The organism is Mycobacterium sp. NGS58 (genome assembly GCF_059812385.1).
The window spans coordinates 17,230-39,850 of the sequence record NZ_JCALCO010000025.1; the positions used below are offsets into that span (position 1 = coordinate 17,230).

Here is a 22,621-nt window from a genome sequence, read left to right on the forward strand (position 1 = left end):
CCGGGGTGTCCCGGATCGAGAGAGGAGTGTGGAGCCCATGGCCACCGCCGAAGCCGCCGAAGTGTCCGACGAGGACTTTCGCGAGATCCTCGCTCAGACAAGGCAGTTCGTCCGCAGCGCCGTCGTTCCCCGCGAGCGGGAAATCCTCGACACCGATTGTGTCCCAGACGGCCTGCGCGACGAGGCCAAAAAGATGGGCCTGTTCGGCTACGCGATTCCCCAGCGGTGGGGTGGCCTCGGCCTCAACCTGATGCAGGACGTCGAGATGGCGATGGAGTTGGGATACACGTCGCTGGCGCTGCGTTCGATGTTCGGCACCAACAACGGCATCGCCGGACAGGTGTTGGTGGGGTTCGGCACCGACGAACAGAAATCCCGCTGGCTCGAGTCGATCGCGTCCGGCGACGTCGTCGCCTCCTTCGCGCTGACCGAACCCGGCGCCGGGTCGAACCCGGCCGGCTTGCGTACCAAAGCCGTTCGCGACGGCTCCGGGAAGGACGCGGCTTGGGTGATCTCCGGGCAGAAGCGCTTCATCACCAACGCGCCCGTGGCCGATCTCTTCGTGGTGTTCGCGCGTACCCGGCCGGCCGACGATCAGGGCCCGGGAATCGCCGTCTTCCTGGTCCCCGCAGACGCCGCGGGAGTCGAGGTGGGCGCCAAGGACGCCAAGATGGGCCAGGAGGGGGCTTGGACGGCCGACGTCAATTTCAACGACGTGCGAGTCGGCTCCGATGCGCTGATCGGCGGCAGTGAAGACCACGGATATCGGGCGGCCCTGACGTCGTTGGCCCGTGGACGGGTGCACATCGCAGCGCTCGCGGTGGGCGCCGCCCAACGCGCGCTGGACGAATCGGTGTCGTACGCCGCCACCGCGACGCAGGGTGGGACGCCGATAGGGAACTTCCAGCTGGTGCAGGGCATGCTCGCCGACCAGCAGACCGGCGTGATGGCCGGCCGCGCGCTGGTGCGCGAAGCAGCTCGGCTGTGGGTCGCCGAGGAGGATCGCCGGGTCGCGCCATCGGCGGCCAAGGTCTTCTGCACCGAAATGGCCGGCAATGTCGCGGATCTCGCGGTGCAGATTCATGGCGGCACGGGCTATATGCGAGGCGTTGCCGTCGAGCGCATCTACCGCGATGTGCGCCTGCTGCGGCTGTACGAGGGCACCAGCGAAATTCAGCGTCTGATCATCGGATCGAGCCTCGTCAAGGCGGCGCAGCGGTAAGAGCGGCTACGCAGCCGAAATCGAATGGAGGAGCATCTATGAGCGGCAGGCTTGCCGGAAGAGTGGCATTCATTACCGGCGCGGCCCGCGGCCAGGGCCGGGCGCACGCGGTGCGCATGGCCCAGGAGGGCGCCGACATCATCGCCGTCGATATCGCCGGCAAGCTGCCGTCATGCGTGCCCTACGATCCGGCGACTCCCGACGACCTGAGCGAAACCGTGCGCCTGGTCGAAGCAACCAACCAACGGATCATCTCGTCGGTTGTCGACATCCGCGACTTCGATGGTCTGCGAAAGGTCGTCGCGGATGGTGTCGCGGAGTTGGGCCGGCTGGACATCATCGTCGCCAACGCCGGGGTGGCGGCTCCGCAGGCGTGGGACGACATCACACCGGAGAACTTCCGCGACGTCATGGACGTCAACGTGACCGGCACCTGGAACACCGTGATGGCCGGCGCCGACAAGATCATCGAAGGGGGACGCGGCGGCTCGATCATCCTGATCAGTTCCGCGGCCGGCATGAAGATGCAGCCCTTCATGATCCACTACACCGCCAGCAAGCACGCCGTCACCGGGCTGGCGCGGGCCTTCGCCGCGGAATTGGGCAAGCACTCTATCCGAGTCAACAGCGTTCACCCGGGTCCGGTGAACACCGCGATGGGCTCGGGCGACATGGTCAACGCGGTGGGCAAGACCATGGAGACCAATCCGCAGCTGTCGCACGTCCTCACACCGTTCTTGCCGGACTGGGTCGCCGAGCCGGAGGAGATCGCCGATACCGTGTGCTGGCTGGCCAGCGACGAGTCGCGTAAGGTCACCGCGGCCCAGATCCCGGTCGACCAGGGCTCGACGCAGTACTGATCGCCGGTCGCGCGGGAATAGCTCCACGGTCGCGGCGTTTGGACTCGTCATGAAAGCCTTCAGCGAAACCGAGCGCCAGGAATTCCTCGCCGACAAGCACGTGGCGGTGCTGTCCGTCGCGGCCACCGAAGGCCGGCCGCCGGCCAGCGTCCCGATCTGGTACGACTACACCCCCGGTGGCAACGTCCGGATCATGACCGGGGCGTCTAGCCGCAAGGCCCGTCTCATTACGCAAACGGGTGCGGTGACGCTGGTGGTTCAGCGCGAGGAGCCGCCGTATCAGTACGTCGTGGTCGAGGGCACCGTCGTCGAGACCACCAACCCGGCTCCGGCCGACCTGCAGGAATCGATCGCCATCCGTTACCTCGGGGAGGAGGGCGGGCGCGCGTTCGTGCAAAGCATGGAAGGCGTCGAGGAGGTGTTGTTCACCATCCGGCCCGACCGCTGGCTGAGCGCCGACTTCACCGGCGACCTCTGAGCCGCGAGATATACGCGCATCCGCCGATGTTTTGCGGCATGCGCTCAGCTCATGCTGGCTAACATGAGCGAAATCGATCCACGGGCGGGCGTGCAGCCGTTGGACTGGAGCGAACTAGGCATGAATGAGCCCTTGCCGACCGGCACGGTGACGTTGCTGCTGGCCGACGTCCAGGGTTCGACCCAGCTGTGGGACTCCCAGCCGCAGGAGATGACCGCGGCGATCGCGAAATTGGACCAGACACTTGCCGAGTTCGTGGCCGCCCATCACGGAATCCGTCCGGTCGAGCAGGGTGAGGGTGACAGCTTCGTCATCGCCTTCAGCCGAGCGTCCGATGCCGTGGCGTGCGCGCTCGCGTTGCAGCGCGCTCCCCTCGCGCCGTTGCGGCTACGCATCGGGGTGCACACCGGCGAGGTGCAACTGCGGGACGAGAACAACTACGTCGGTCCGGCCATCAACCGGACCGCCCGACTTCGCGAGCTTGCGCATGGCGGCCAGACGGTGTTGTCCGGCACCACCAGCGATCTGGTTGCCGACACGCTTTCCGACGACGTGTGGCTGACCGACCTCGGCACCCATGCGCTGCGAGATCTGCCCCGTCCCGAGCGAGTGGTGCAGTTATGCCATCCCGACCTCTGCAACGAATTTCCGCCCCTTCGAAAGCGCGACACCGTTGTCGCACAACGGCTTCCCACCCAGCTGACCAGCTTTGTGGGCCGCGACACCGAGATGGGCGACGTGCGAAGCATTCTCGCGCAAAACAGGTTGGTGACGTTGACCGGCGCCGGCGGCGTGGGGAAGACGCGTTTGGCGGTGGAGGTAACGGCCTCTGTCGCGGACGACTACGCCGACGGGATTTGCTATGTCGACCTGGCGCCGATCACCGACCCCGACCTGATGCCGATCACCGCGGCCCGGACGTTCGGTTTGCCCGACCAGCCGGGGCGATCTCCGGAGAAAGCCCTGCTGCAGTTCATCGGCGACCGGCACATGCTGATGGTGCTGGACAACTGCGAGCATCTGCTCGATGCCACCGCGGCGCTCACCACCGCGTTGCTGGCGGCCTGCCCGCGGTTGACGGCCTTGGCGACGAGTCGCGAGCCGATCGGCGTGAGCGGCGAAGTGATATGGCGTGTGCCGTCGCTGTCCTTCGAGGGCGACGCCGCGCGGCTGTTCGACGACCGCGCCCGCCACGCGCGTCCCGGGTTCAGCGTCAACGACGACAACGCCGCCGCGGTCAACGAGATCTGCCGCCGGCTCGACGGCATGCCCCTCGCCATCGAGCTGGCGGCCGCACGGGTGCGTGCATTGTCTCCCAACGAGATCCTCGCCGGCTTGCAGGACCGTTTCCGATTGCTGACCGGCGGGTCGCGGACCGCTGTGCGCCGCCAGCAGACACTGCAAGCCTCGGTGGACTGGTCGCACGCGCTGTTGACCGAGCCTGAGCGAATCTTGTTCCGCAGGCTCGGGGTTTTCATGGGCGGCTTCGACCTCGATGCCTGCCGAGAAGTGGTCTGCGACGAGGACCTGGCGACCCACCAGGTGCTCGATGTGCTGGCTCTGCTGATTGACAAGTCACTGGTGATCGCCGAATCCGTGGGCGGCGCAATGCGATACCGATTGCTGGAAACGATTCGCCAATATGCGCAGGAAAGATTGAGCGAGTCTCCCGAGGCCATCGGTGTCCGGCACAGGCACCGCGACCATTTCACTGCGATGGCAGCGGCACTCGAGACTCCTGGTGAAGTCAGCCTTGATCGCCTGATGGATCAAGCGGAGACCGACATCGACAATCTCCGAGCCGCGTTCGCGTGGAGCCGGGACAATTCGGACACCGATAGCGCATTGGAACTCGCCACGTCGCTGCAGCCGCTATGGCTTTCGCGTGGACGCCTGAGGGAAGGGTCGGACTGGCTCGACCTGGGCCTGGCCGACGCTGAGACAGGAGGCGCCGATGTGACGCCACGAGCGATGGCGCGTGCGTTGGCCGATAAAGCATTCCTGGACAACATGCGGGACGCGGAAAGCTTTGCGCAGGCGCAGCGTTCACTGGCCATCGCGCGTCAGCTGGATGACCCGGCACTGCTGGGCCGCACCCTCACCACTTGCGGACGCCTCGCCGCCTGGAACACCGGACTGGCCCGGCCTTACTTGGCGGAGGCGGAGAGCTTGATCCGACCCATGGGCGACCGGTGGAGACTGAGCCAGCTCCTCTACGCTCAGGCGATCACCGCCATAGTCGGCGCCGGAGACCTGGGCGCCGCGGTCGCTGCGGCAACCGAGGGCCGCGACCTCGCCGACGAAGTAGGCGATCAAGGCTATTCGCGCGGGTGCCGGTGGTGCCTCCTGGGAGCGCAATGGGTGCAAGGCGATGTGGCCGGGGCGGAAGCGCGGTCTCGTGAATTGTTGAACGAAGCGGACGCTGCGCACGCCCTGATCTGGCAGGTAAACGTCCGGTCGAGCCTGTGCCTGGTGCTATCTCAGAGCGGAAGGCCAGCCGAAGGCCGCGGCTTGGCGCTTGAGGCGCTCGACGGCGCCGCCGACATCGGCCGGTTCCAAGAAGGGGTGGTGTATGCGGCGCTCGCGTTCGCCGCGCTCGCCGAGGGCGATCTCGACGTGGCCATCGAAGCCAGCGACACAGCCCGCGAACGGTTCGGCGACTGGCCGGTTGTAACCACCACCGCCAAGCCCTCGGCTCAGGTCGCGCTGGCCCGTGGCGATCTGGCGGTGGCGCGTCGTTTCGCCGAGGATGAGGTCGCCGGCGCTTCCGGATGGTTCGCGGTCCAGGCGCTGATGACTCGAGCGCGCGTGGCCTTGGCGGAAAACGAGCCAGGCCAAGCCGAACGCGATCTCCACGACGCACTGAACCGTGCGGCGGAGACGCGAGCACACTTGTTTCTTCCAGACCTGCTGGAGTGCCTTGCCCGTTTGGCCCACCTCGCCGGAAGCCACCTGGAATCCGCGCGGCTTCTCGGCGCGGCGCACGCCATGCGTGAGCGAACCGGCATCGTCCGCTTTCGGGTGTACGACGCCGACTACGCGGCATCCGTGGAGTCGACCCGTCAAGCGTTAAGCGACAGGGAGTTCGATGACGCCTGGGGCGCGGGTGCGGGTCTGTCCACCGACGAGGCAATCGCCTACGCGCGCCGGGGACGAGGTGAACGCAAGCGACCGTCCAGCGGTTGGGACTCACTGACACCAGCCGAGCGCGACGTCGTCCGCCTCGTCAGCGAAGGACTGGGCAACAAGGACATCGGCGACCGGCTGTTCATCTCGCCGCGGACCGTGCAGGCCCATCTCACCCACGTCTACACGAAGCTGGGACTCACGTCACGCGTGCAGTTGGCGCAGGAAGCGTCTCGCCGATCAGTGCTCGATTAGGTCAAGCGTCCCCAGCTCGCGGATCGCCTGGCAGCCGCGGCTGAGCATGGCCAGCACCATGTCGTCGCCCCGCTCGGTGGCCGCGGCGAACGCAAAACCCAACGCCGAGATCAGCGGCGCCTGCAACACCCCGAGCCGGTAATCGCGCCAACATGTTTCGCTGTCGTAGTCGCTGATGCCGCCGGCCGTCAGCGCCTGGTGATAGTCGGCGACGAGCTCTCGTTCGACCGCGGCACGCAACCGCGGATTGAGACTGGTTGCGGCGAAGTAGGCGAGATCCCGGGCCGGTAAGCCCACGCCGAGCGTCTGCCAGTCCACCACGCTGACCCTGGTTCGTTCGGGATCGAACAGCAGGTTGTCCAGCCGATAGTCGCCGTGCAGCAAGGCGAACCGGTCGTACTCGGACAGCAACCACGGTGCAATCAAACCCATTGCCGCTCTGAACGTGTCGCGGTCTTCCGGGCTCATCCGATCACCGAGTTTCTCCAACGTGATGTCCGCGCTCATCTTCGCCACCTCGCCCATACCGTTGGCACCGGCTTCGTCCGGGCGGCCAAACGCGATACCGGGAAAATCGAGCCAGACAGGATCGCACCAACTGGGTGCGTGCAGGCCCGCCAGCGCGGTAACCGCAAGGCGCGCTTCGGTTTCGCCACATCCGATGAGCTGATCGCCCTGCACCGCAGGCGCCTGGTCGGCGAGTAGCAGAGCGAACTCCATTGCATCATCCGTGATCTCGGAATAGAAACACCGCGGTGTCGGCACCTGAACCCGATCCACCACCGAGGAGTAGAACGCGCATTCGCTGCGATAGCCGATGACCACCCGGTCGCGCACCGTATCGTCCTGGGCGGGCAGCTTGATCACAAACGTTTGCGGCAAATCGCCCGGATCCGTTGCATAGCGAGCGGCTACCCGGTAGGTCGCGCCGGTTTGTCCGGTACCGATCGCGACCACCTCCACGTCGGCGACGTCGACGGGCGTGCCGCCCCCGCTGAGCGCGGCCGACAACCACTGCGGGGTCACGTCGCCGGGGTAACGCGGTATCGACAGCACAGCACTCATACGCAGCGCGCCTCCTGTACAGCTCGGTCTGACTGACAAACTGTAAGGCATACCGCAAGAGCAGCGGCGAACCGCGGTGCGCTATTCTGCCAGAATCCGCCATTCGGCGGCTTCGCGCTGCTGGCGCCAGAATTCATCGAAACGACCGCCCGCAGCGAGCAATTCGTCAACCGTTCCGTCTTCGACCACTCGGCCGTTCTCGACGAACAGAACGCGGTCGGCGTGACTGATGCTGGCCAGCCGGTGCGCAACGATCACCTGGGTACGTGACTGCGGGTCGGCGGTGAGGGCGTCGACCACCGCGGCTTCGTTCTCGGTGTCCAGAGCGCTGGTCGCCTCGTCTACCAGCAGGATTGGCGCGGGTTTGAGCAGCGCGCGGGCGATGCTGACGCGTTGCCGCTCACCACCGGACAGCGCCGAGCCGCCCTCGCCGACGACGGTGTCGGCACCGTCGGGCAGCCGCCCGACGAGCTCCTCGACGCGGGCGAGCGCGACCGCCCGCGCGAACCGCTCGTCGCCGGCGCCAGGATCACCGGCGAACACGTTGTCACGGATCGACCCGTGGAACAGGTAGGGATGCTGGAATACCACGCTGCTGGTGGCGCGCCGCGCTTCACCGTCCAGCGTCGCCGCGTCCACTCCATCGATCAGCACCCGGCCGCCGGTGGGCTCGTGCAACCCGGCAATCAACGCCAGGATGGTGCTCTTGCCCGAGCCGGACGGTCCGACTATCGCCGTGGTGCTGCCCGGCTCCAAGGTGAAGCTGACCCCGTCGAGCACCGGCGCACCGGCACCGTCGTAGCGGAACACGACATCGTCGAAATCGATGCGGGGTGCCGCGTTGCCCGCGGTCGTGGCGGCGCCGGCATTCATCAGCGGCGCGGTGAGCACCGAGCGGATGTTGTCGAGCGTGGCACGGGTGCTTTCCAACGCCGGCGCCAGCTCGCTGATGGTGGTGAACGGTTCGAGATAGCGCACGATGACGACGATCAGCGCGATGGCCTCGGCCACCGTGATCGCTCCATTCAACTTCAGCGCGGTGGTCGCCCCGGCCAGCAGGATCAGCGCAAGCTGGCTCGCGAGGCTGAACAGCAGCTGCCCGGGAACTTGCATGGAGAGCAAGCGCATGGTGGCGCCGTGTTGGGCGGCCAGTGCGTCGCCGACGAGGCTCCTCGCGGGCTCGACGCGTCGCGCGGCTCGCAACGCCTGCTGTGTTCGGGCGAACTCGATGATCCGTTCGGTGAGTGCGCTGTTGGCGTCGGCGGCCGCGGCATCGGCGCGGCGCGCCAGGCGGGCCGATGCCCACAGCGCGCCCAGCAGCAGCGGCAGCCCACCCAGCGCGGCGACCCCCAGCTGCCAGGAGACCGGCAACAAGACCACCGCGATGGCCGCGGGCAGCAGGATGGCGGAGATCAGCGGGGTAAGCAGGTTGACGACCAGACCGACGAGTTCCGGGCCGGTGGCCGCGATCGCCTGCCGCGCGGTCGCGGTGTGCTGGGCGGTGAACCAATCCAGCCGCACTCCGGGCAGCAGATCCGCCACGTCGTGCTGGCTGTGATCCAGCACGGCGAAGCCCAGGTTGAAACCGATACGCGCCGTTGCGGTGTCGATCACCCAGCCGGTCGCGGTGGCCGCCGTGAGCCAGCCCAGCCAGGCCAGCGCGCGCGGCGGGTCGGCACTGAACAGCGCCCCGACCAACGGGACCAGCAGCACGGTGGCCACCGCGCGCACCATGACGGAGATCAATGCCAGCACCGTGTAGGTGATGACCCGGCTGCGGCGATCCGCCGGGACCAGCCTCAACCACGTGCGAATCATCGTGGCCCCTCGCCAATCGCGCCGGCCGTCAACTGGTCGCGACGGCCACCCTCCCACAACCGCCGGTATCTGCCGTCGGCGCGCAGCAATTCGTCATGTGTTCCGCGTTCGACGATGCGGCCATGATCAAGCACGACGATCTGATGGGCCCGGGTGATCGTATGCAATCGATGCGCGATCACCAACACTGTGCGGTCCTGCGTCAGCCGGCTGAGCGCTTGCTGCACAAGGTATTCCGATTCCGGGTCGGCAAAGGCGGTGGCCTCGTCGAGGATCAGCACCGGGGTGTCGGCCAGGATCGCGCGGGCGATGGTGAGCCGTTGGCGTTCGCCGCCCGAGAGCCCGCTTCCGGCGCCGAGCATGGTGTCGTAGCCGTGCGGCAGCGACATGATGCGGTCGTGGATTTGCGCCTCGCGCGCCGCCTGTTCGACCTGTGCGGCGGTGGCATCGGGGGCGGCCAGGGCGATGTTTCCTGCCACGGTGCCGCGCACCAATTGCGTTTCCTGCAGCACGAATCCGACCTGGGCATAGAGCTGATCGGCGGTCATCGACCGAATATCTTGTCCCCCAACGCGTATGGCTCCTTGCCCGACATCGTGGAATCGGGCGAGCAGGGCGGCCAGCGTCGATTTGCCCGACCCCGAGGGACCGACCAGCGCGGTGACCGTGCCGGGCCGCAGAGTCAGCGAGACATCGTGGATGACAGGAACGTCGGGCCGGTAGCCGAACCCGACTCTGTCGAACACCACCGTGGCTTCCGAATCCTGGGGGGCTTCGTCGTCGTCTCGCACGGCGAGGTCCGCCTCGTCGAGCGCGTTCTGCAGGCGCCGGGCGGCCAACATGCCGGCACGGATGCCGCCGAGGCCGTAGGCGATGCCGAGCAACCGTGCGCCGAATGTGGTGCCCAGCAATAAGAACGGCAGCAGATCCACCGGATTCATCCGGCCGGCGACTACCAAAAGTGTGCCCGTGACCGCGATGAGCCAGAGGAACGTTGCGGGACGGGTGACCAGATCCATGAAGGTCTTCTTGCCGGCCAGCGGGCGCTGCCAGGCGACCAGGAAGCCGACGTATTCGTCCAGGCGGCGCCGGAAGCTGGATGCGGCGGCCCCGCCGAAGACGCGGATCACCGGCTGGCCTTCCAAGTATCCGCCGGCCTCGCCGCTCATCGTCTCCGCCCAGCGTTGCGACTGCGGGATGCGCGGGCCCGACTGGATCGTGAGCGACGACGTCAGCACCAGGTACACGAGAACGGGCGCAAACAACACCAACGCGACCCGCCAGTCGACGGCGAACAGGTAGGCCAACACCGCGACCGGCGCGACCGCCGCGGCCACCGCATCGGGGACGGCGTGGGTGACCAGGTAGTGCAACGACAGGGTGTCGTCCTGCAGCAGTTGCTTGATCGACCCCGACCCACGTGCGGTGAACCAGCCAAGGGGTAGCCGAGACAGCTTGTGCAACAGTCGCGATCGCAAGTCGCGGGTGAACCGCGCGTCGACGACGTGGAGCCAGAGGGTGAGGGCGGCGCCGAGCAAGGCACCCAGACCAAGCAGCGACACGGCGGCGATACCGACACCCCACAGCCGGGACGCGGGCGCCCCGGAAAGCAGCAGCCGCGCCAACTCGACCAGTAACACGAAGGGCGCAAGTTGCACCAGCGTGATCATCGCCTGCAGCACGCCCGAGACGATCAACGCCGAGCGCAGCGGCGCGAGCAGTCGCCCGGCGCCCTGGGCACGCCAGTTCCCGCGGGCCGCCCCGGCGGGGGCCGTATCGGACACCTGCTGATCCGGTTCCAGCTGCGCCACAACGTCTTCCGCGCTGGGCACGACATGATCGGGTGCCCGCGGCTCGTCACCGCGCCGGGTGCCCATCGCACGCCCGGCGCTCCAATAGGCTTGGGCGTGGACCTCTGATTTGGGAAAGCCGAATTCGTCGCGCAGCCGTGCTCGCACCTGCTTGAGCGTCGTGGCTTCTGGCGTCGCCCACGCGTACCAGTCGGACCAATCCCGACTCTCTATCGCGGCGGCAAGCGACCTCTCGTCATGGCGGGCAACCCAGTGCACGCGCAGCCGAGGATGCTGCGCGACCGGGATCAGGGTGTCGTTGTCGTCGTGCTGTTCGAGGTACATCTCGATCGGAACGTCGTCGGGGACCACGCCGATGATCCCGTTCATCCCCGGGATGGATGCCGAGTCACCGATCAGCAGGTAACCGGCCGGCTGCTCGTCGGGCACGTCAAACCGCGACGAGCCCATCAAAGCCATAACCGCGATGGTGGATCCGGGCTGCACGGTGCGCGCCCATAACGACGCCGGCCCGGCGGGTTCGTGCAGCACGATGTCGACCGCGAAGCGACCCGCGGAAACGTCTGCCTCCGAGATCGTGTACGCGCGCTGGAATTCCGTTTTGGATCCGTCCGGATCCGGGAACCAGAACCGCAGCCACGCAGCCGGTTCGGTATCGACGTCCTCGAACAGCGTCGACGACGCCATGCGCACGCGGACGAAGTGTGGGGCGATCGCGACGGTCTCGAGGACCGTCGCGCTGTGGTCCCGCGCGCCGAAGCTGCGCAGCATCACACCGGAGAATCCGCGTGCCATTAGCGGTCCTTTCTCACGGTCACGAGTTGGTACGTTACCCCACAAACTAAGGGTTGCCTTACCATAGGTCGGTCGCGGTGCCCGTTCTCGCCCCGGCCAGTAACCTGGAAATGTGAGCACCGAGTCGGCGACGCCCGTGCTGCTTTATGACGGGGTATGTGGGGTGTGCAATCGGTCGGTGCGCACGATTTTGCGATTCGATCCCACCGGCCCCCTGCGATTCGCGGCGCTGGAGAGTGTTTTCGCCAAGGCGATCATCGACCGGCACCCGGAGATTGGCAGCGTCGACTCGGTGGTGTTCGTGGATGACCCGGGCGGGCCCATGGAGCGGGTGGCCGTCCGATCCGAGGCGGTGCTGCGTGTGGCGAGTTATCTCGGCGGAGCGTGGCGAATGTGCACGGTCGCGCGCGTGATTCCAGCTCCGCTACGCGACTGGCTCTACGACAGGTTTGCCGCGATTCGGTACCGCGTGGGCGGCAAGTACGACAGCTGTCCGTTGCCTGCGCCGGATGTCCGCGCCCGCTTCGTGGGAGACTGACCGGCGTCAATCAATGATCGGCGGCGCCGATGCAAGGTCCGCCTCGGACTCCTTGCGCTTCAGCTCGGCCAGCCTGCGGTCGTCCTCAGCCGCTTGACGGTGCTTCAGCGCAGACCGACGGTGTTCTGCCGTGTGCGAGACGCCCTGCTGAACGCTTTGATCTTGGATTCTCGCGAATCGCTCGTGCTCAGCTGCGGTTTCCTCGAGGCTATGTGCAGCTGACAGTCCCGCGCGAGCGGCGCGTTCGCGCGCCGCGCCGGCATTGCGTTCGGCAAGCGCGACGTCCTCTGCGGTGACGGCGTTTTCGCTTGATGGTTCGTTTTCAGTGCGCATGGCGTCTCTCCCTTGTTGCCCGTGAGTTCCAGGTACCCGCCAGGAGGGATTTGACGCTTACGCCGGTCCAGATTTCGTCCGGGGGGTGCGGAGCCGCGCCCACGATCACGGCGGACGGCGGCGCCTGCTTTGTGCGCGCTGGTGTTCTACCAGCTCGGCGAAGCGCTTTCTGACCGCGATTCAATGCCGTTGCAAAGGCGGCCGACGCCCAAAAAGCGTGACCGTGACACCCACACCATTGGCGGCCCATCGACGACCATTATTCGCACCATCGGCCTGTCGGCTTCAATGTCGTCGAATAGGCGTCCGCCGGACGCGGCGTGCGTGCGATTCCACTCGGTTTTCGTCGCCGGATCGGCACGCCGGCGATCTCGACGACTAAACGCGAATTGGGTTGCTTCTTACGGCAACTACTTAGCGATGAATCGCTCTATTTGACTTGGCCTAGCCAGCGTTACTCCAGCATCGCGGCCGGGAGGTCAACGCGTGGCAATTGAGCCCGGTGCCCCGAGGTCGATCGTTATGCAGCCCGACGATCCCAGCATCACCCCACCCAGCACTGCGGCGAGTGCGACGGCTTTCAGGATCTTCTTGGTGCTCTTCGTCATCGGTCACGCCTTTCTTCGGATTCAATTACCGTGGCATCCAAGTACCGTCGGTCATTTGATTTATAGCGGTCATTGGACGCGTGTGCAATACTTTGTGAATCACCGAAATCGCTTCGCCCGGCCGTTTTTGATCGTCATGGGCAGTTTGTTCTGAACCAGGAAATTCATGCCGATGCCCCAACCGGGGTTGGCCACCTTTTCTCCCCAAGCCCCACGTATCCAGTGCTGCGTGGCCGCCGCGCCGTGGGGGTCGCCGTGGGTGGGCTACGACCAGCCGCTGTAATCGCGAAATACCTACGTGGATAAGCGGAGAAGCGCTTATGCTCCCATCGACGAGTCGGGGGCAACGTCGCGAGGTGCGGAGGCTCCCGGTGGTTACAAGGCGATGGAACCAGTCGGACGAAGCCAAGAGCAGGTACGTCAAGGAGCTGTTTTCGACGCTCGCGCCGCGCTACAACGTGATGACCGATGTTTGGACGGTGGGGCTTCATCGCGTGTGGAAGCGACAGGCCTTGGAGCTGTGCGCCCTTCGTCCCGGCGAGCGCGTGCTGGATGTTGCCACCGGGACGGGCGATCTGGCGTTCGCGGTGGAGACCGCGGTGGGGCCCGACGGCGAAGTCGTGGCGGTCGACTCCTGCGCGGCGATGCTTGAGGTCGCCCGGGGCCGGCGGAGCGGCGCCGTCGCCTTCCAGGAAGGGGACGCCACGGATCTGAGGTTCCCGGACGCAGGGTTCGACGCAGTGACAATCGGCTTCGGGCTGCGCAACGTTGCCGATCGCGGGCAGGCGCTACGTGAGTTCCGGCGTGTCCTGCGGCCTGGTGGCCGCTTGATGGTGCTGGACTTCAGCAGGCCGAAATCAAAGCTGCTCGCAGTGATTCATGACCTGCTGTACTTCCGCGTGATGCCGGCGGCGGGATGGGCGTTTTCCTGGCACCGCGACGCGCACCACTACACGTCCGATTCCATCCGCACCTGGCTGTCGCGGGACGAGCTGAGCGAGGCGATGCTGGAAGCGGGCTTTGGGAATGTCCGCTACGTCTCGCTGCGCACCGGCTTTGCAACGGTCCATTTCGGCGTGCGTCCTGGAAAATAAGAGCGCCGGGCCAACCCCGGTCGGCCACGTCGACGCGACGTTGCATGTTCGCTGTTTCGCCCCGCGCCACGTCTGAGCGTCATACGCTCGCTGCGACAGCAGAGGCAAGCTAAGGGGCAGCCGATGCGCCTCTCGGCGCGCAGTACGCAACCGGAACAATTGGACGACCAAAGCACAGACCTGGCCACCTATCACCGGTGCCTGGGTGAGCTCGCCGCCGTCAATCGTTTGACCTTCACCCACTACCCGACGCTTCGGTGGCTGACGCGAGCCACCCAGGCACGCCCGACCGACAGCACAGTCAGCGTGTTGGACGTTGCCTGCGGGCATGGCGACCTGTTGCGCGCTGTCGCTGTGTGGGCGCACCAACGTGGGCTGAAAGTGCGACTGTCGGGCATCGACGTCAACCCGCGCAGCGCAGCCATCGCACGCGAGGCGACGCCTCGATGGATGGATATCGAGTACCAGACTGCGGACGTATTCTCGTACGCGCTCGCCGAGCGGCCCGACTTCATCGTCACTTCAGACTTCACCCACCACCTCAGCGACGAAGATGTCGTCAGGTTCTTGACCTGGCTCAACGAAAACTCTGGTTACGGTTGGCATATCGTCGACCTGCACCGCCACGCGCTGCCGTACTACAGTTTCCCGGCTCTGGCACGGCTGATGGGCTGGCATCGCATCCTACGAGAGGATGGGGTCATCTCCATTGCGCGCAGCTTCCGCCGCAACGACTGGCGAAGGTACCTGGACCAGGCCGGCGTGCGCGCCGAGATCTCCTGGCACCTCTTCAGGCTGTGCGTAGGCCAGACAGTCGGCCTGAACTAACCACCAAATCGCAGCTGCGCCAATTCTCTTGCGCTGTGCTGCACTGGCTAGCTGCGTGCCTGCGTTGGATGCCGTAGCAAGACCAGGGCAGGTGCCACAACGGGCGAGCGCCACGGCCTTGGAGTGCACCGATGGTTTACTCGCGATTTACGCAATATTGCACATGCGTCAAAAGACCGCGGTAGCATCAGCTGGCCCGGGGGAATCAGCCTGCCGCAGTGATCTCACCACTATAAAGGTGTGACCGATGGGGATGAAGGGCATCAACATACTGAAAGCCGTTGCAGCGCTCGCAGTACTCACCAGTGTGATTCTGGGGTCGTCGAGCTGGGTAACGATCGACCTTGGAGCATTCAGGGCGGAATAGTGCGTCTGCCGCGGCGCTCGTAATTTGCTCTTGTCTACCTGTCGGCATCGAGGGCATGGATATGGTGGGCGCTCCGCGGCACGCACGACAGTTGAACCCGTTGCGGTGACGACCTAGACACCACGGGCACGAAGTCGGGGCACCAAATTTCCTCTGAGCTGCTTCAACATCGGTGCGGGCGGAGGGACTCGAACCCTCAAACTCTCACGAGCACCGGCACCTAAAGCCGGCGTGTTTGCCGATTTCACCACGCCCGCGCGCGTAGCGATCGTATCGCTTGCGAGAGCTCCGAGTGCGCGCGAGCGGGGCCGGCGAATTCGTCGGGTCCAAATCATGAGCGGTACGGTCAAGGGGTGTCCACTACGCATCGTCGCAGGCCGGCGCTCATCGCGCTGGTCTTCGTCGCCTCGTGCGGGTGCCTGGCCCTGGGCTGGTGGCAGTGGACGAGGTTCAATTCCGTCTCCGGCTCATTCCAGAACCTCGGCTATGCGTTGCAATGGCCGCTCTTTGCTGGATTCTGCGTGTACGCGTACCGCAAATTCGTTCGCTACGAAGAGGAACCACCACAGCCGCGAAGCGCGGACGCGATGCAGGAGATACCCGCCGGGCTGCTGCCCGACCGGCCCGAGCCGACGCCGCAGACATCCGACGACCCAGCGCTGCGCGAGTACAACACCTACCTGGCCGAGCTCGCCGCGCAAGACGCCGAAAAGCAGAAGAGGACATCCGCATGACGACACCGGAGCCCGGAACATCAGTGCCTGCAGTCCCCGTCGACAAGATCCGCACCGCAGTGCTCGGCTACCGGATCATGGCGTGGACGACCGGCCTGTGGCTCATCGCGTTGTGCTACGAGATCGTCTCGCACCTCGCCTTCAACCACGAGATCCGGTGGATCGAAGTCGTCCACGGTTGGGTGTACTTCATTTACGTATTGACCGCGTTCAATCTGGCGGTCAAGGTGCGCTGGCCACTCGGCAAAACCGTCGGTGTGCTGCTTTCCGGGACCATCCCGCTGCTCGGCATCATCGTCGAACACTTCCAGACCCGGGACGTCAAGGCGCGCTTCGGCTTATAGGCCACCTCTGCCACGCCGGTCTCTCCCGGGCATGGCACCGCGAGTGCCCAGCTCCGAGCGACAACGCGGGGCACAGACAAGTTGTCGCTAGAAGGCGGGCAAAAGGTCAACCTGCGCAGCGTCTGGTAAGACGAGAGTCAACGACGCCCGGCCGGCGCTCGCCAACGTAACTACCCCCCGTTTCGGGCCAGCGTTTCCAGCGCCGGCAACAGCAGCCGCAGCGCGCGCCCACGATGCGAGATCGCGTCCTTCTCCGTCGGGCTCAGCTCTGCTGCCGTGCGGTCGTGCCCATCGGGAATGAAGACCGGGTCATACCCGAAGCCGCCGTCACCGCGCGGTTCGCGCGCGATGCTTCCGGGCCACTCACCGCGCACGACGACCTCTCCTGCGGCCGAGACGAGCGCGCAGGCGGACACGAATGCCGCACCGCGGCGCTTGTCGGGCACGTCGCGCAGTTGCGCCAACAGCAACGCGGTGTTGCCCGCGTCGTCGCCGTGGGTGCCCGACCAGCGCGCCGACAGCACACCCGGCATGCCGTTCAGCGCGGCGACCTCCAGCCCGGAATCGTCGGCCACGCTCGCCAGCCCGCTCGCGCTGAACGCATCGCGCGCCTTAGCCAGGGCGTTGTCCTCGAAGATCAGGCCGGTCTCCGGTGCTTCCTCGAACGGCGCCACGTCGTCGAGCGACACCACGCTCAACCCCGTCAGGCCGGCGGCATCGAGCACCCGGCGCAACTCGGCCAGCTTCTTCGGGTTGCGGCTGGCGACCAACAGGCGGGTCATCATCTCTTCCTAAAATGTGCGTCCGGGCAGTTGCCGATGCACCCGCCACCTTACGGAGCGCAAGGAATAGACAGGGCGACGAACCAGCTTCCCCCAGGATGAGCCAAAAACCCGATTCCGAGACGCTCAAGGCGCTCAATAGCAATATCACCGATGAGTTTCGCACCAACGCCGGCAAGGTTGGCGGGCGATTCGAAGGCAACGAGCTGCTGCTGCTCACTACGACGGGCGCGAAGTCCGGCGAGCCGCGCGTCGCGCCGCTGGTGGTCTTCCGTGTCGACGGCAGGCTGCTGATCGTCGCGGGTTACGGTGGCGCCGACGTCAACCCGGCGTGGGTGCATAATCTGCGGGCCAACCCGCGGGCCCGCGTTGAAGTCGCCACCGACTCATTCGACGTCGTCGCGCACGAGCTCGACTCGTCCGAACGTGAGGCGATCATCCCCAAGATCAACGCGGCCGTACCCGCATTCGCGTTCGCGAACTACCAGTCGAAAACCACACGCACCATCCCGATATTCGAGCTGCAGAAGTACGAGTCATGACCGACGGGAAGGGGTCTGGTCTTGGCCGCTGCATCGGCGACGACAAACGGCGGGGCGGTTAGGCCAAGTTCAGGGTCGCACCAACAGGCGGGTCAGCTTCCGAACGCCTTCGGCGCCGGGGCGCCCTCCGGCAGCACACCGGGATACGGGAGCTGCAGCGCCTCGCGCTGCGCGGCGAACAATTTGTCACACGCGGCCAGCGCCACATCGAGCAGTTTGTCCAGTGTCGACCGCGGGAACGTCGCCCCCTCACCGGTCCCCTGTACCTCCACGAGGGTCCCGGTGTCGGTGGCGACGACGTTCATGTCGACCTCGGCGCGCGCGTCCTCCTCGTAGGGCAGGTCGACGCGGATCCGCCCGTCGACGACGCCGACGCTGACCGCCGCGATCGCACAGGACAACGGCCGGGGATCCGACAGCTTGCCCGACGCCGCGAGATAGGTCACCGCGTCGGACAACGCCACGAACGCGCCCGTGATCGCCGCGGTGCGCGTGCCGCCGTCGGCCTGCAAGACGTCACAGTCGACGGCGATGGTGTTCTCCCCCAGCGCTGCCAGGTCAATGCAGGCCCGCAGCGACCGCCCGATCAGGCGGCTGATCTCCTGAGTGCGCCCGGACAGGCGGCCCTTGACCGATTCGCGGTCCGAGCGGGTATGGGTCGCCGACGGCAACATCGCGTACTCCGCTGTCAACCACCCCAAGCCCGATCCCTTGCGCCACCGCGGCACGCCCTCGGTCACGCTCGCCGTACACATGACCTTGGTGTGGCCGAATTCGATCAACACCGAACCGGCGGGGTGGTCGGTGAAACCGCGGGTGATGACAACGGGTCGAAGCTCGTCGTCGAGGCGGCCGTCTTCTCGTCTCGTCACGCCGCCAACACTAGCGGGCAATTCAGCGCCGCCGCGGGTGGCTCAGACCCGCTCGGAGCGGCGGATATCAAATGTCTCCCCGCACACCACCGCATGCACGGGTCCATCGAACTCGGCCTTGGCCTCGCTGATCACGTCCTCACGCGACGTCCACGGCGGGATGTGCGTCAGCAACAGTTCGTGAACCCCGGCCGCGGCCGCGGCCCGGCCGGCCTCGGTGCCCGACAAATGCAGTGCGGGCGGCCGCTCCGGCGAGTGCGTCCACGAGGACTCGCAGAGGAAGACGTCGGCACCACGAGCCAGCTCGACGAGCTGATCGCAGGCGCCTGTGTCACCGCTGTAGACGAAGGATGCGCCGGAGGGATCGGTGATCTTCAGGCCGTAGGACTCGGTGGGATGAGCCACCACGCGCGGTGTCACGGTCAGCGCGCCGATCGTCACCGGCTCACCGTCGACCCAATGGCGAACATCGAAAATGTCTGAACAGTCGTCGATCTCACCGCCGTAGGGCGACGACGCGGCGCCCAAGCGCGACCAGGTGTCCCCCGGCCCGTAGAGCAACGCCTTGCCCAGCGGACGTGTCGGGTGGTAGCGCCGCCACACGAACAGTCCGGGCAAATCCAGACAATGGTCGGCATGCAGATGGGACAGCAGCACGTGCACGGAACCGGGATCGGCATACCGCTGTAGCGCGCCGAGGACGCCCCCGCCGAAGTCGATGACCAACGGCGGAGTGTCCGGTGCCCGGAGCAGATAACCCGACGCGGGCGAATCCGGACCGACCACGCTGCCCGAGCAGCCGAGCACGGTTATTCGCACGGACACTACTGTGCCATGCCCGATAGGACCGTGACGAAAACATCGCCGCATTGGTGTGACGAGAATCTCGTCCGGTCGCTAATCAACGTGGACCTGGTGAACGGGCTGCACACCGGTGACCGCGGGACCCAGGAAGCGCGCCGCCAATGCGGTGAATGCCTCGGGGTCACCGGTGGCTTCAAAGACCCGAGTCGCGTGCGGTGCGTCGTGGGGGCGAAGCAGATCCCGTTCGGTCAGCACCCGAAGGACTTCCTTGGCCGTTTCCTCGGCGCTGGAAACCAGCGTGACGTTGTCACCCATCGCCAATTGGATGAGCCCGGACAGCAGTGGGTAGTGCGTGCAGCCGAGCACCAGCGTGTCGACCTGCGCGCGCTGCAGCGGCTCCAGATAGCCCTCGGCCAGTCCGAGCACCTGACGTCCGCTGGTCACGCCGCGCTCCACGAAGTCGACGAAGCGCGGGCAGGCCACCGCGGTGACCTCGGTGTCGCGGGCGGCGGCGAACGCGTCCTGATACGCGTGCGAGTTGATGGTCGCCAGGGTGCCGATGACGCCGATACGCCCGTTGCGTGTGGTGGCGACCGCGCGGCGCACCGCGGGCAGGATCACCTCGACGACGGGCACGTCGTAGCGTTCGCGTGCGTCCCTCAGGCACGCCGCGGACGCCGTGTTGCAGGCGATCACCAACGCCTTGACGCCGCGGGCGACGAGGTCGTCACCGATGGCCAGCGCGTGCGCGCGGACCTCGGGAATGGTCAACGGCCCATACGGACCATGGCCGGTATCGCCGACGTAGATGATGTCCTCGTCGGGCAGCTGGTCGATGATCGCCCGTGCGACGGTAAGTCCCCCGACACCGGAGTCGAAGACCCCGATGGGTGCCAGCGCCGAGCTCATATCTTGGGCCGCGGCACTGGGGTGCCGCCCTTCCTCGAGGTCCGGCCCTCACGCTCCGGTGCGGACAACATGTACGCGGCCACGACGCCCGCGATCGCTCCGCACAGATGGCCCTGCCATGACACGCCTCCGCATCTGCCGAGCACCGGCATGGCTCCGAGCAGGACGCCGCCGTAGGCGAACAGCACGATCATCCCGATGATGATGTCGCGCATCCGGCGGACGAAGATGCCGAACACGAGTAGGAAGGCCAGCCAGCCGAAGATCAGGCCGGACGCGCCGAGGTGGTCGGTGGGCCCGCAGCTGCTGCCGACGTTGCCGATGAGCCAGGTGCCGAAGCCGCCCAGGATCCACACGATCGCGGTAGCCCAGACGAACCGGGACAGGCCGGCGAGCGTCATCAAAAATCCGAGGATCAGCAGCGGCACGGTGTTCGCCATCAGGTGTTGCCAGCTCTCGTGCAACACCGGGGCGAAGATGACGCCCCACAGGCCGTCGGTCTCCAGTGGCCTGATGCCGTTGACGTCCAGCGAGTGCCGGGTCAACTGGTCGATCAGTTCGATCAGGTAGAGCAACGCCACGAAGGTGAGGATCGTGGCGGCTCCCACGGCCGCGGTGGATCGCTTCTTTCCCTGGGCTGCGGGTGCGCCGGGCCGTCCCCGCGAGGAGCCGCGGGCGCCGCTCCTCATCGCTTCGCTCCGCATCGTCGCGACGCGGTCTTACCCATGGCTGCCCTTCCAGCGTTTTCCAGCATCGTCAAGGCTACCGGCGCTTGGGCCGGACGATCCCATCAACCGAATGCCCCGGGCAGCACGTCGCGGTAGCTGGGTATGCCGGCGATCGATGTCGCCGCGAGCACACCGCCTAGCACCGCTTGCGCCAGGCAATCGGCGGCGGCGATGCCGACCTCGGTGGCAAGCCGGGTCTCCGGGGAGAAGGCGGCGGGCACCGGTTTCGAACTGGCCGCCGGAGCCACCTCGACCGCCCCGGTGGCCAGCACGAACACCGTGTCACCGTCGAGCGGCGTGTGCGCCGGCCGGATGCTGCGGGCCAGGCCGTCGTGGGCGGAGATCGCCACCCGCCGACATGCCGCCGGGCTCAGGGCTGCGTCGGTGGCCACGACCGCGATGACAGTGTTGAGCGGGTTGTCCACCGGATCCGACGGTGAGGGCAACTGGGCGAAGGCGTCGACCTGCTCCGCCGGCGGCGGCTGCAGAGCGAACTCTCGGGTCAACTCCGCCATCCACGGCAAGCCGGTGCCCCGGTCAACGACCTCGCCCGCGGAGTTCACCACGGCGACCGCTCCGACGGTCACGCCGGACGGCAGCGCCCTCGACGCCGTCCCGACACCGCCCTTGAGCGCGCCGGCGCGGGCCCCCACCCCGGCGCCGACGGTCCCGACTTCCATCGCCGTGCCGTCTTCGGCGGCGGCACAGGCCGCGTAACCGAACTCGGCCGTCGGACGGCGCTCCCAGCCACCGACCGGCAGATCGAAGATCACCGCTCCCGGCACGATCGGCACCACCCCGCCGTCCATCGCCACGCCCCGTTCGCGTTCCTCCAGCCAGCGCATGACACCGTCGGCGGCGGCCAGCCCATACGCACTGCCGCCGGCGAGCAACACCGCGTCCACGAACCGCACGGTGTTGGCCGGATCCAGCAGGTCGGTCTCGCGGGTGCCGGGTGCGCCGCCGCGGCAATCGACGGCGCCGACGGTGCCCGGCGGAGTGAGCACGACGGTGACGCCGCGGGCCCAGCCGGCGCCCAGGGACGCGTCGGGGTCCAGTCGTTGGTAGTGACCGACGCGAATGCCTCCGACGTCGGTGATGGCGTTCATCGGTCGCGGGGCCCCATCAGCACCAGGACCAGGTACTCCTGCAACACCGTCAACCACTGATAGACGTCGAAGTGCACGGCCAGGGGATGGTCGGCGGGCAGACGCTCCGGGCCCTCCGGTCCGACCTCGAGCATGACTCCGAGGGTCAACCGGATGTCGTTGACCGCCGCAATCCAGGAGTTCGCGTCGTCCTCGGTCAGCTCGAAGCGGCCGCCGGCGTCGGGAACCGTGCTCAGCAACCGCTGTGCGGCAACGCGTTTGGCGTTGATGATGTCGGGCTCGTGCAGGCTGCGCAGCGCGGCGTTGAGGCTGTCGGCGGCATCGGGCGGCGCGGTGTCCTCGTCGTGGTACCGGTAGAAGTCGGGCAGCAGCCGGCGCAACGTGGGATCCTTCGGCGGATCTGCGTTGCCGGTCTTGATCCCGGTGATCTCCTCGAGTTCGTCTGCGGGCGAGGAAGATTCACGCTCGTCGAGCAGGCCGATCATCGCGGTGGCCAAGTTCTTGAGCAGGGCCGCCTCGTGCGATGCCAGGGACGACCGAAAGCGGGGACCGCTCGCGGTCTCGACCCGCTTCCACTTGCGCACAGGGAATCGCCAGCG

22 protein-coding genes and 1 tRNA gene are annotated in these 22,621 nt (G+C 66.7%); 10 read left to right on the top strand and 13 right to left on the bottom strand.

Translation table 11 applies throughout. The features are described 5' to 3' along the window. Nucleotides 1-37 precede the first annotated feature (37 nt). The 4 genes from AC5Y4H_RS21035 (at nucleotide 38) to AC5Y4H_RS21050 (ending at nucleotide 5,941) form a co-directional block, all read left to right on the top strand. The gene (locus tag AC5Y4H_RS21035) at nucleotides 38-1,222 is read left to right on the top strand and encodes an acyl-CoA dehydrogenase family protein (RefSeq protein ID WP_499984640.1); all 1,185 of its coding nucleotides are present in this window, start codon (nucleotides 38-40) and stop codon (nucleotides 1,220-1,222) included. 38 nt (nucleotides 1,223-1,260) lie between these two features. Further along, a complete protein-coding gene (locus tag AC5Y4H_RS21040; RefSeq protein WP_499984642.1) occupies nucleotides 1,261-2,082 on the top strand; it encodes a mycofactocin-coupled SDR family oxidoreductase in 822 nt (273 codons plus the stop codon). A 49-nt stretch (nucleotides 2,083-2,131) separates the two neighbouring features. Next, nucleotides 2,132-2,560: a pyridoxamine 5'-phosphate oxidase family protein gene (locus tag AC5Y4H_RS21045; RefSeq protein ID WP_499984644.1), complete on the top strand. Its 429-nt coding sequence runs from the start codon at nucleotides 2,132-2,134 to the stop codon at nucleotides 2,558-2,560. 63 nt (nucleotides 2,561-2,623) lie between these two features. After that, complete coding sequence (locus AC5Y4H_RS21050) at nucleotides 2,624-5,941, top strand: helix-turn-helix transcriptional regulator (protein ID WP_499984645.1); 3,318 nt, start codon at nucleotides 2,624-2,626, stop codon at nucleotides 5,939-5,941. Here the strand turns inward: AC5Y4H_RS21050 and AC5Y4H_RS21055 are convergent. The 3 genes from AC5Y4H_RS21055 to AC5Y4H_RS21065 form a co-directional block, all read right to left on the bottom strand. Beyond that, nucleotides 5,927-7,006 (bottom strand): phosphotransferase family protein, encoded by a 1,080-nt coding sequence (locus AC5Y4H_RS21055; protein ID WP_499984647.1) that lies wholly within the window; start codon nucleotides 7,004-7,006, stop codon nucleotides 5,927-5,929. The genes AC5Y4H_RS21050 and AC5Y4H_RS21055 overlap by 15 nt on opposite strands. Before the next feature lie 81 nt (nucleotides 7,007-7,087). Further along, on the bottom strand, nucleotides 7,088-8,824 hold the full coding sequence (locus tag AC5Y4H_RS21060) for an ABC transporter ATP-binding protein (protein ID WP_499984648.1): 1,737 nt from the start codon (nucleotides 8,822-8,824) through the stop codon (nucleotides 7,088-7,090). Further along, complete coding sequence (locus tag AC5Y4H_RS21065; protein WP_499984649.1) at nucleotides 8,821-11,430, bottom strand: ABC transporter ATP-binding protein/permease; 2,610 nt, start codon at nucleotides 11,428-11,430, stop codon at nucleotides 8,821-8,823. The genes AC5Y4H_RS21060 and AC5Y4H_RS21065 overlap by 4 nt, the downstream gene beginning before the upstream one ends. 112 nt (nucleotides 11,431-11,542) lie before the next feature. On the opposite strand from AC5Y4H_RS21065, the gene AC5Y4H_RS21070 reads away from it, so the two are divergent. Further along, the gene (locus AC5Y4H_RS21070) at nucleotides 11,543-11,968 is read left to right on the top strand and encodes a thiol-disulfide oxidoreductase DCC family protein (RefSeq protein ID WP_499984651.1); all 426 of its coding nucleotides are present in this window, start codon (nucleotides 11,543-11,545) and stop codon (nucleotides 11,966-11,968) included. Nucleotides 11,969-11,974: 6 nt separating this feature from the next. Here the strand turns inward: AC5Y4H_RS21070 and AC5Y4H_RS21075 are convergent, their stop codons facing one another. Together AC5Y4H_RS21075 and AC5Y4H_RS21080 are read right to left on the bottom strand one after the other, a co-directional pair. After that, nucleotides 11,975-12,301, bottom strand: a complete 327-nt coding sequence (locus AC5Y4H_RS21075; RefSeq protein WP_499984652.1) for a hypothetical protein — start codon at nucleotides 12,299-12,301, stop codon at nucleotides 11,975-11,977. Nucleotides 12,302-12,780: 479 nt separating this feature from the next. After that, nucleotides 12,781-12,909, bottom strand: coding sequence for a hypothetical protein (locus AC5Y4H_RS21080; RefSeq protein WP_499984654.1), 129 nt, complete (start codon nucleotides 12,907-12,909; stop codon nucleotides 12,781-12,783). A gap of 356 nt (nucleotides 12,910-13,265) precedes the next feature. On the opposite strand from AC5Y4H_RS21080, the gene AC5Y4H_RS21085 reads away from it, so the two are divergent. Beyond that, entirely contained in the window at nucleotides 13,266-14,003 is a 738-nt protein-coding gene (locus AC5Y4H_RS21085) for a ubiquinone/menaquinone biosynthesis methyltransferase (protein WP_499984655.1), read from the top strand. A gap of 123 nt (nucleotides 14,004-14,126) precedes the next feature. Further along, a complete protein-coding gene (locus AC5Y4H_RS21090) occupies nucleotides 14,127-14,831 on the top strand; it encodes a methyltransferase domain-containing protein (protein WP_499984657.1) in 705 nt (234 codons plus the stop codon). A gap of 540 nt (nucleotides 14,832-15,371) precedes the next feature. On the opposite strand, the gene AC5Y4H_RS21095 is transcribed toward AC5Y4H_RS21090, so the two are convergent. Continuing rightward, nucleotides 15,372-15,455, bottom strand: a tRNA-Leu gene (locus tag AC5Y4H_RS21095). Nucleotides 15,456-15,551: 96 nt separating this feature from the next. Between AC5Y4H_RS21095 and AC5Y4H_RS21100 the strand changes: the two genes are divergently transcribed. After that, complete coding sequence (locus AC5Y4H_RS21100; RefSeq protein WP_499984658.1) at nucleotides 15,552-15,932, top strand: hypothetical protein; 381 nt, start codon at nucleotides 15,552-15,554, stop codon at nucleotides 15,930-15,932. Further along, nucleotides 15,929-16,276, top strand: a complete 348-nt coding sequence (locus tag AC5Y4H_RS21105) for a DUF3817 domain-containing protein (RefSeq protein WP_499984659.1) — start codon at nucleotides 15,929-15,931, stop codon at nucleotides 16,274-16,276. The genes AC5Y4H_RS21100 and AC5Y4H_RS21105 overlap by 4 nt, the downstream gene beginning before the upstream one ends. 170 nt (nucleotides 16,277-16,446) lie before the next feature. Here AC5Y4H_RS21105 and rdgB read toward each other — a convergent pair whose 3' ends face one another. Next, nucleotides 16,447-17,061, bottom strand: a complete 615-nt coding sequence (rdgB, locus tag AC5Y4H_RS21110) for an RdgB/HAM1 family non-canonical purine NTP pyrophosphatase (protein WP_499984661.1) — start codon at nucleotides 17,059-17,061, stop codon at nucleotides 16,447-16,449. A gap of 95 nt (nucleotides 17,062-17,156) precedes the next feature. Here rdgB and AC5Y4H_RS21115 point away from each other — a divergent pair, with 95 nt between their 5' ends. Further along, nucleotides 17,157-17,600 (top strand): nitroreductase family deazaflavin-dependent oxidoreductase, encoded by a 444-nt coding sequence (locus AC5Y4H_RS21115; protein WP_499984662.1) that lies wholly within the window; start codon nucleotides 17,157-17,159, stop codon nucleotides 17,598-17,600. A 92-nt stretch (nucleotides 17,601-17,692) separates the two neighbouring features. On the opposite strand, the gene rph is transcribed toward AC5Y4H_RS21115, so the two are convergent. The 6 genes from rph to aosR form a co-directional block, all read right to left on the bottom strand. Continuing rightward, a complete protein-coding gene (gene rph / locus AC5Y4H_RS21120; RefSeq protein ID WP_499984663.1) occupies nucleotides 17,693-18,472 on the bottom strand; it encodes a ribonuclease PH in 780 nt (259 codons plus the stop codon). Between the two features lie 42 nt (nucleotides 18,473-18,514). Then, entirely contained in the window at nucleotides 18,515-19,297 is a 783-nt protein-coding gene (locus AC5Y4H_RS21125; protein ID WP_499984664.1) for a cyclic nucleotide-degrading phosphodiesterase, read from the bottom strand. A 72-nt stretch (nucleotides 19,298-19,369) separates the two neighbouring features. Beyond that, nucleotides 19,370-20,185: a glutamate racemase gene (murI, locus tag AC5Y4H_RS21130; protein WP_499984665.1), complete on the bottom strand. Its 816-nt coding sequence runs from the start codon at nucleotides 20,183-20,185 to the stop codon at nucleotides 19,370-19,372. After that, nucleotides 20,182-20,874 (bottom strand): rhomboid family protein, encoded by a 693-nt coding sequence (locus tag AC5Y4H_RS21135; RefSeq protein WP_499984667.1) that lies wholly within the window; start codon nucleotides 20,872-20,874, stop codon nucleotides 20,182-20,184. Before AC5Y4H_RS21135 ends, murI begins: the two co-directional genes overlap by 4 nt. Before the next feature lie 101 nt (nucleotides 20,875-20,975). Continuing rightward, the gene (locus tag AC5Y4H_RS21140) at nucleotides 20,976-22,022 is read right to left on the bottom strand and encodes a P1 family peptidase (protein WP_499984669.1); all 1,047 of its coding nucleotides are present in this window, start codon (nucleotides 22,020-22,022) and stop codon (nucleotides 20,976-20,978) included. After that, a complete protein-coding gene (gene aosR, locus AC5Y4H_RS21145) occupies nucleotides 22,019-22,606 on the bottom strand; it encodes an oxidative stress transcriptional regulator AosR (RefSeq protein ID WP_499984671.1) in 588 nt (195 codons plus the stop codon). The genes AC5Y4H_RS21140 and aosR overlap by 4 nt, the downstream gene beginning before the upstream one ends. Nucleotides 22,607-22,621 lie beyond the last annotated feature (15 nt).

Coding starts and splice junctions, on each gene's coding strand:
- AC5Y4H_RS21035 (WP_499984640.1), top strand. CDS start 38: ATGGCCACCGCCGAAGCCGCCGAAGTGTCCGACGAGGACTTTCGCGAG.
- AC5Y4H_RS21040 (WP_499984642.1), top strand. CDS start 1,261: ATGAGCGGCAGGCTTGCCGGAAGAGTGGCATTCATTACCGGCGCGGCC.
- AC5Y4H_RS21045 (WP_499984644.1), top strand. CDS start 2,132: ATGAAAGCCTTCAGCGAAACCGAGCGCCAGGAATTCCTCGCCGACAAG.
- AC5Y4H_RS21050 (WP_499984645.1), top strand. CDS start 2,624: ATGAGCGAAATCGATCCACGGGCGGGCGTGCAGCCGTTGGACTGGAGC.
- AC5Y4H_RS21055 (WP_499984647.1), bottom strand. CDS start 7,006: ATGAGTGCTGTGCTGTCGATACCGCGTTACCCCGGCGACGTGACCCCG.
- AC5Y4H_RS21060 (WP_499984648.1), bottom strand. CDS start 8,824: ATGATTCGCACGTGGTTGAGGCTGGTCCCGGCGGATCGCCGCAGCCGG.
- AC5Y4H_RS21065 (WP_499984649.1), bottom strand. CDS start 11,430: ATGGCACGCGGATTCTCCGGTGTGATGCTGCGCAGCTTCGGCGCGCGG.
- AC5Y4H_RS21075 (WP_499984652.1), bottom strand. CDS start 12,301: ATGCGCACTGAAAACGAACCATCAAGCGAAAACGCCGTCACCGCAGAG.
- AC5Y4H_RS21080 (WP_499984654.1), bottom strand. CDS start 12,909: ATGACGAAGAGCACCAAGAAGATCCTGAAAGCCGTCGCACTCGCCGCA.
- AC5Y4H_RS21090 (WP_499984657.1), top strand. CDS start 14,127: ATGCGCCTCTCGGCGCGCAGTACGCAACCGGAACAATTGGACGACCAA.
- AC5Y4H_RS21105 (WP_499984659.1), top strand. CDS start 15,929: ATGACGACACCGGAGCCCGGAACATCAGTGCCTGCAGTCCCCGTCGAC.
- rdgB (WP_499984661.1), bottom strand. CDS start 17,061: ATGATGACCCGCCTGTTGGTCGCCAGCCGCAACCCGAAGAAGCTGGCC.
- AC5Y4H_RS21115 (WP_499984662.1), top strand. CDS start 17,157: ATGAGCCAAAAACCCGATTCCGAGACGCTCAAGGCGCTCAATAGCAAT.
- murI (WP_499984665.1), bottom strand. CDS start 20,185: ATGAGCTCGGCGCTGGCACCCATCGGGGTCTTCGACTCCGGTGTCGGG.
- AC5Y4H_RS21135 (WP_499984667.1), bottom strand. CDS start 20,874: ATGAGGAGCGGCGCCCGCGGCTCCTCGCGGGGACGGCCCGGCGCACCC.
- AC5Y4H_RS21140 (WP_499984669.1), bottom strand. CDS start 22,022: ATGAACGCCATCACCGACGTCGGAGGCATTCGCGTCGGTCACTACCAA.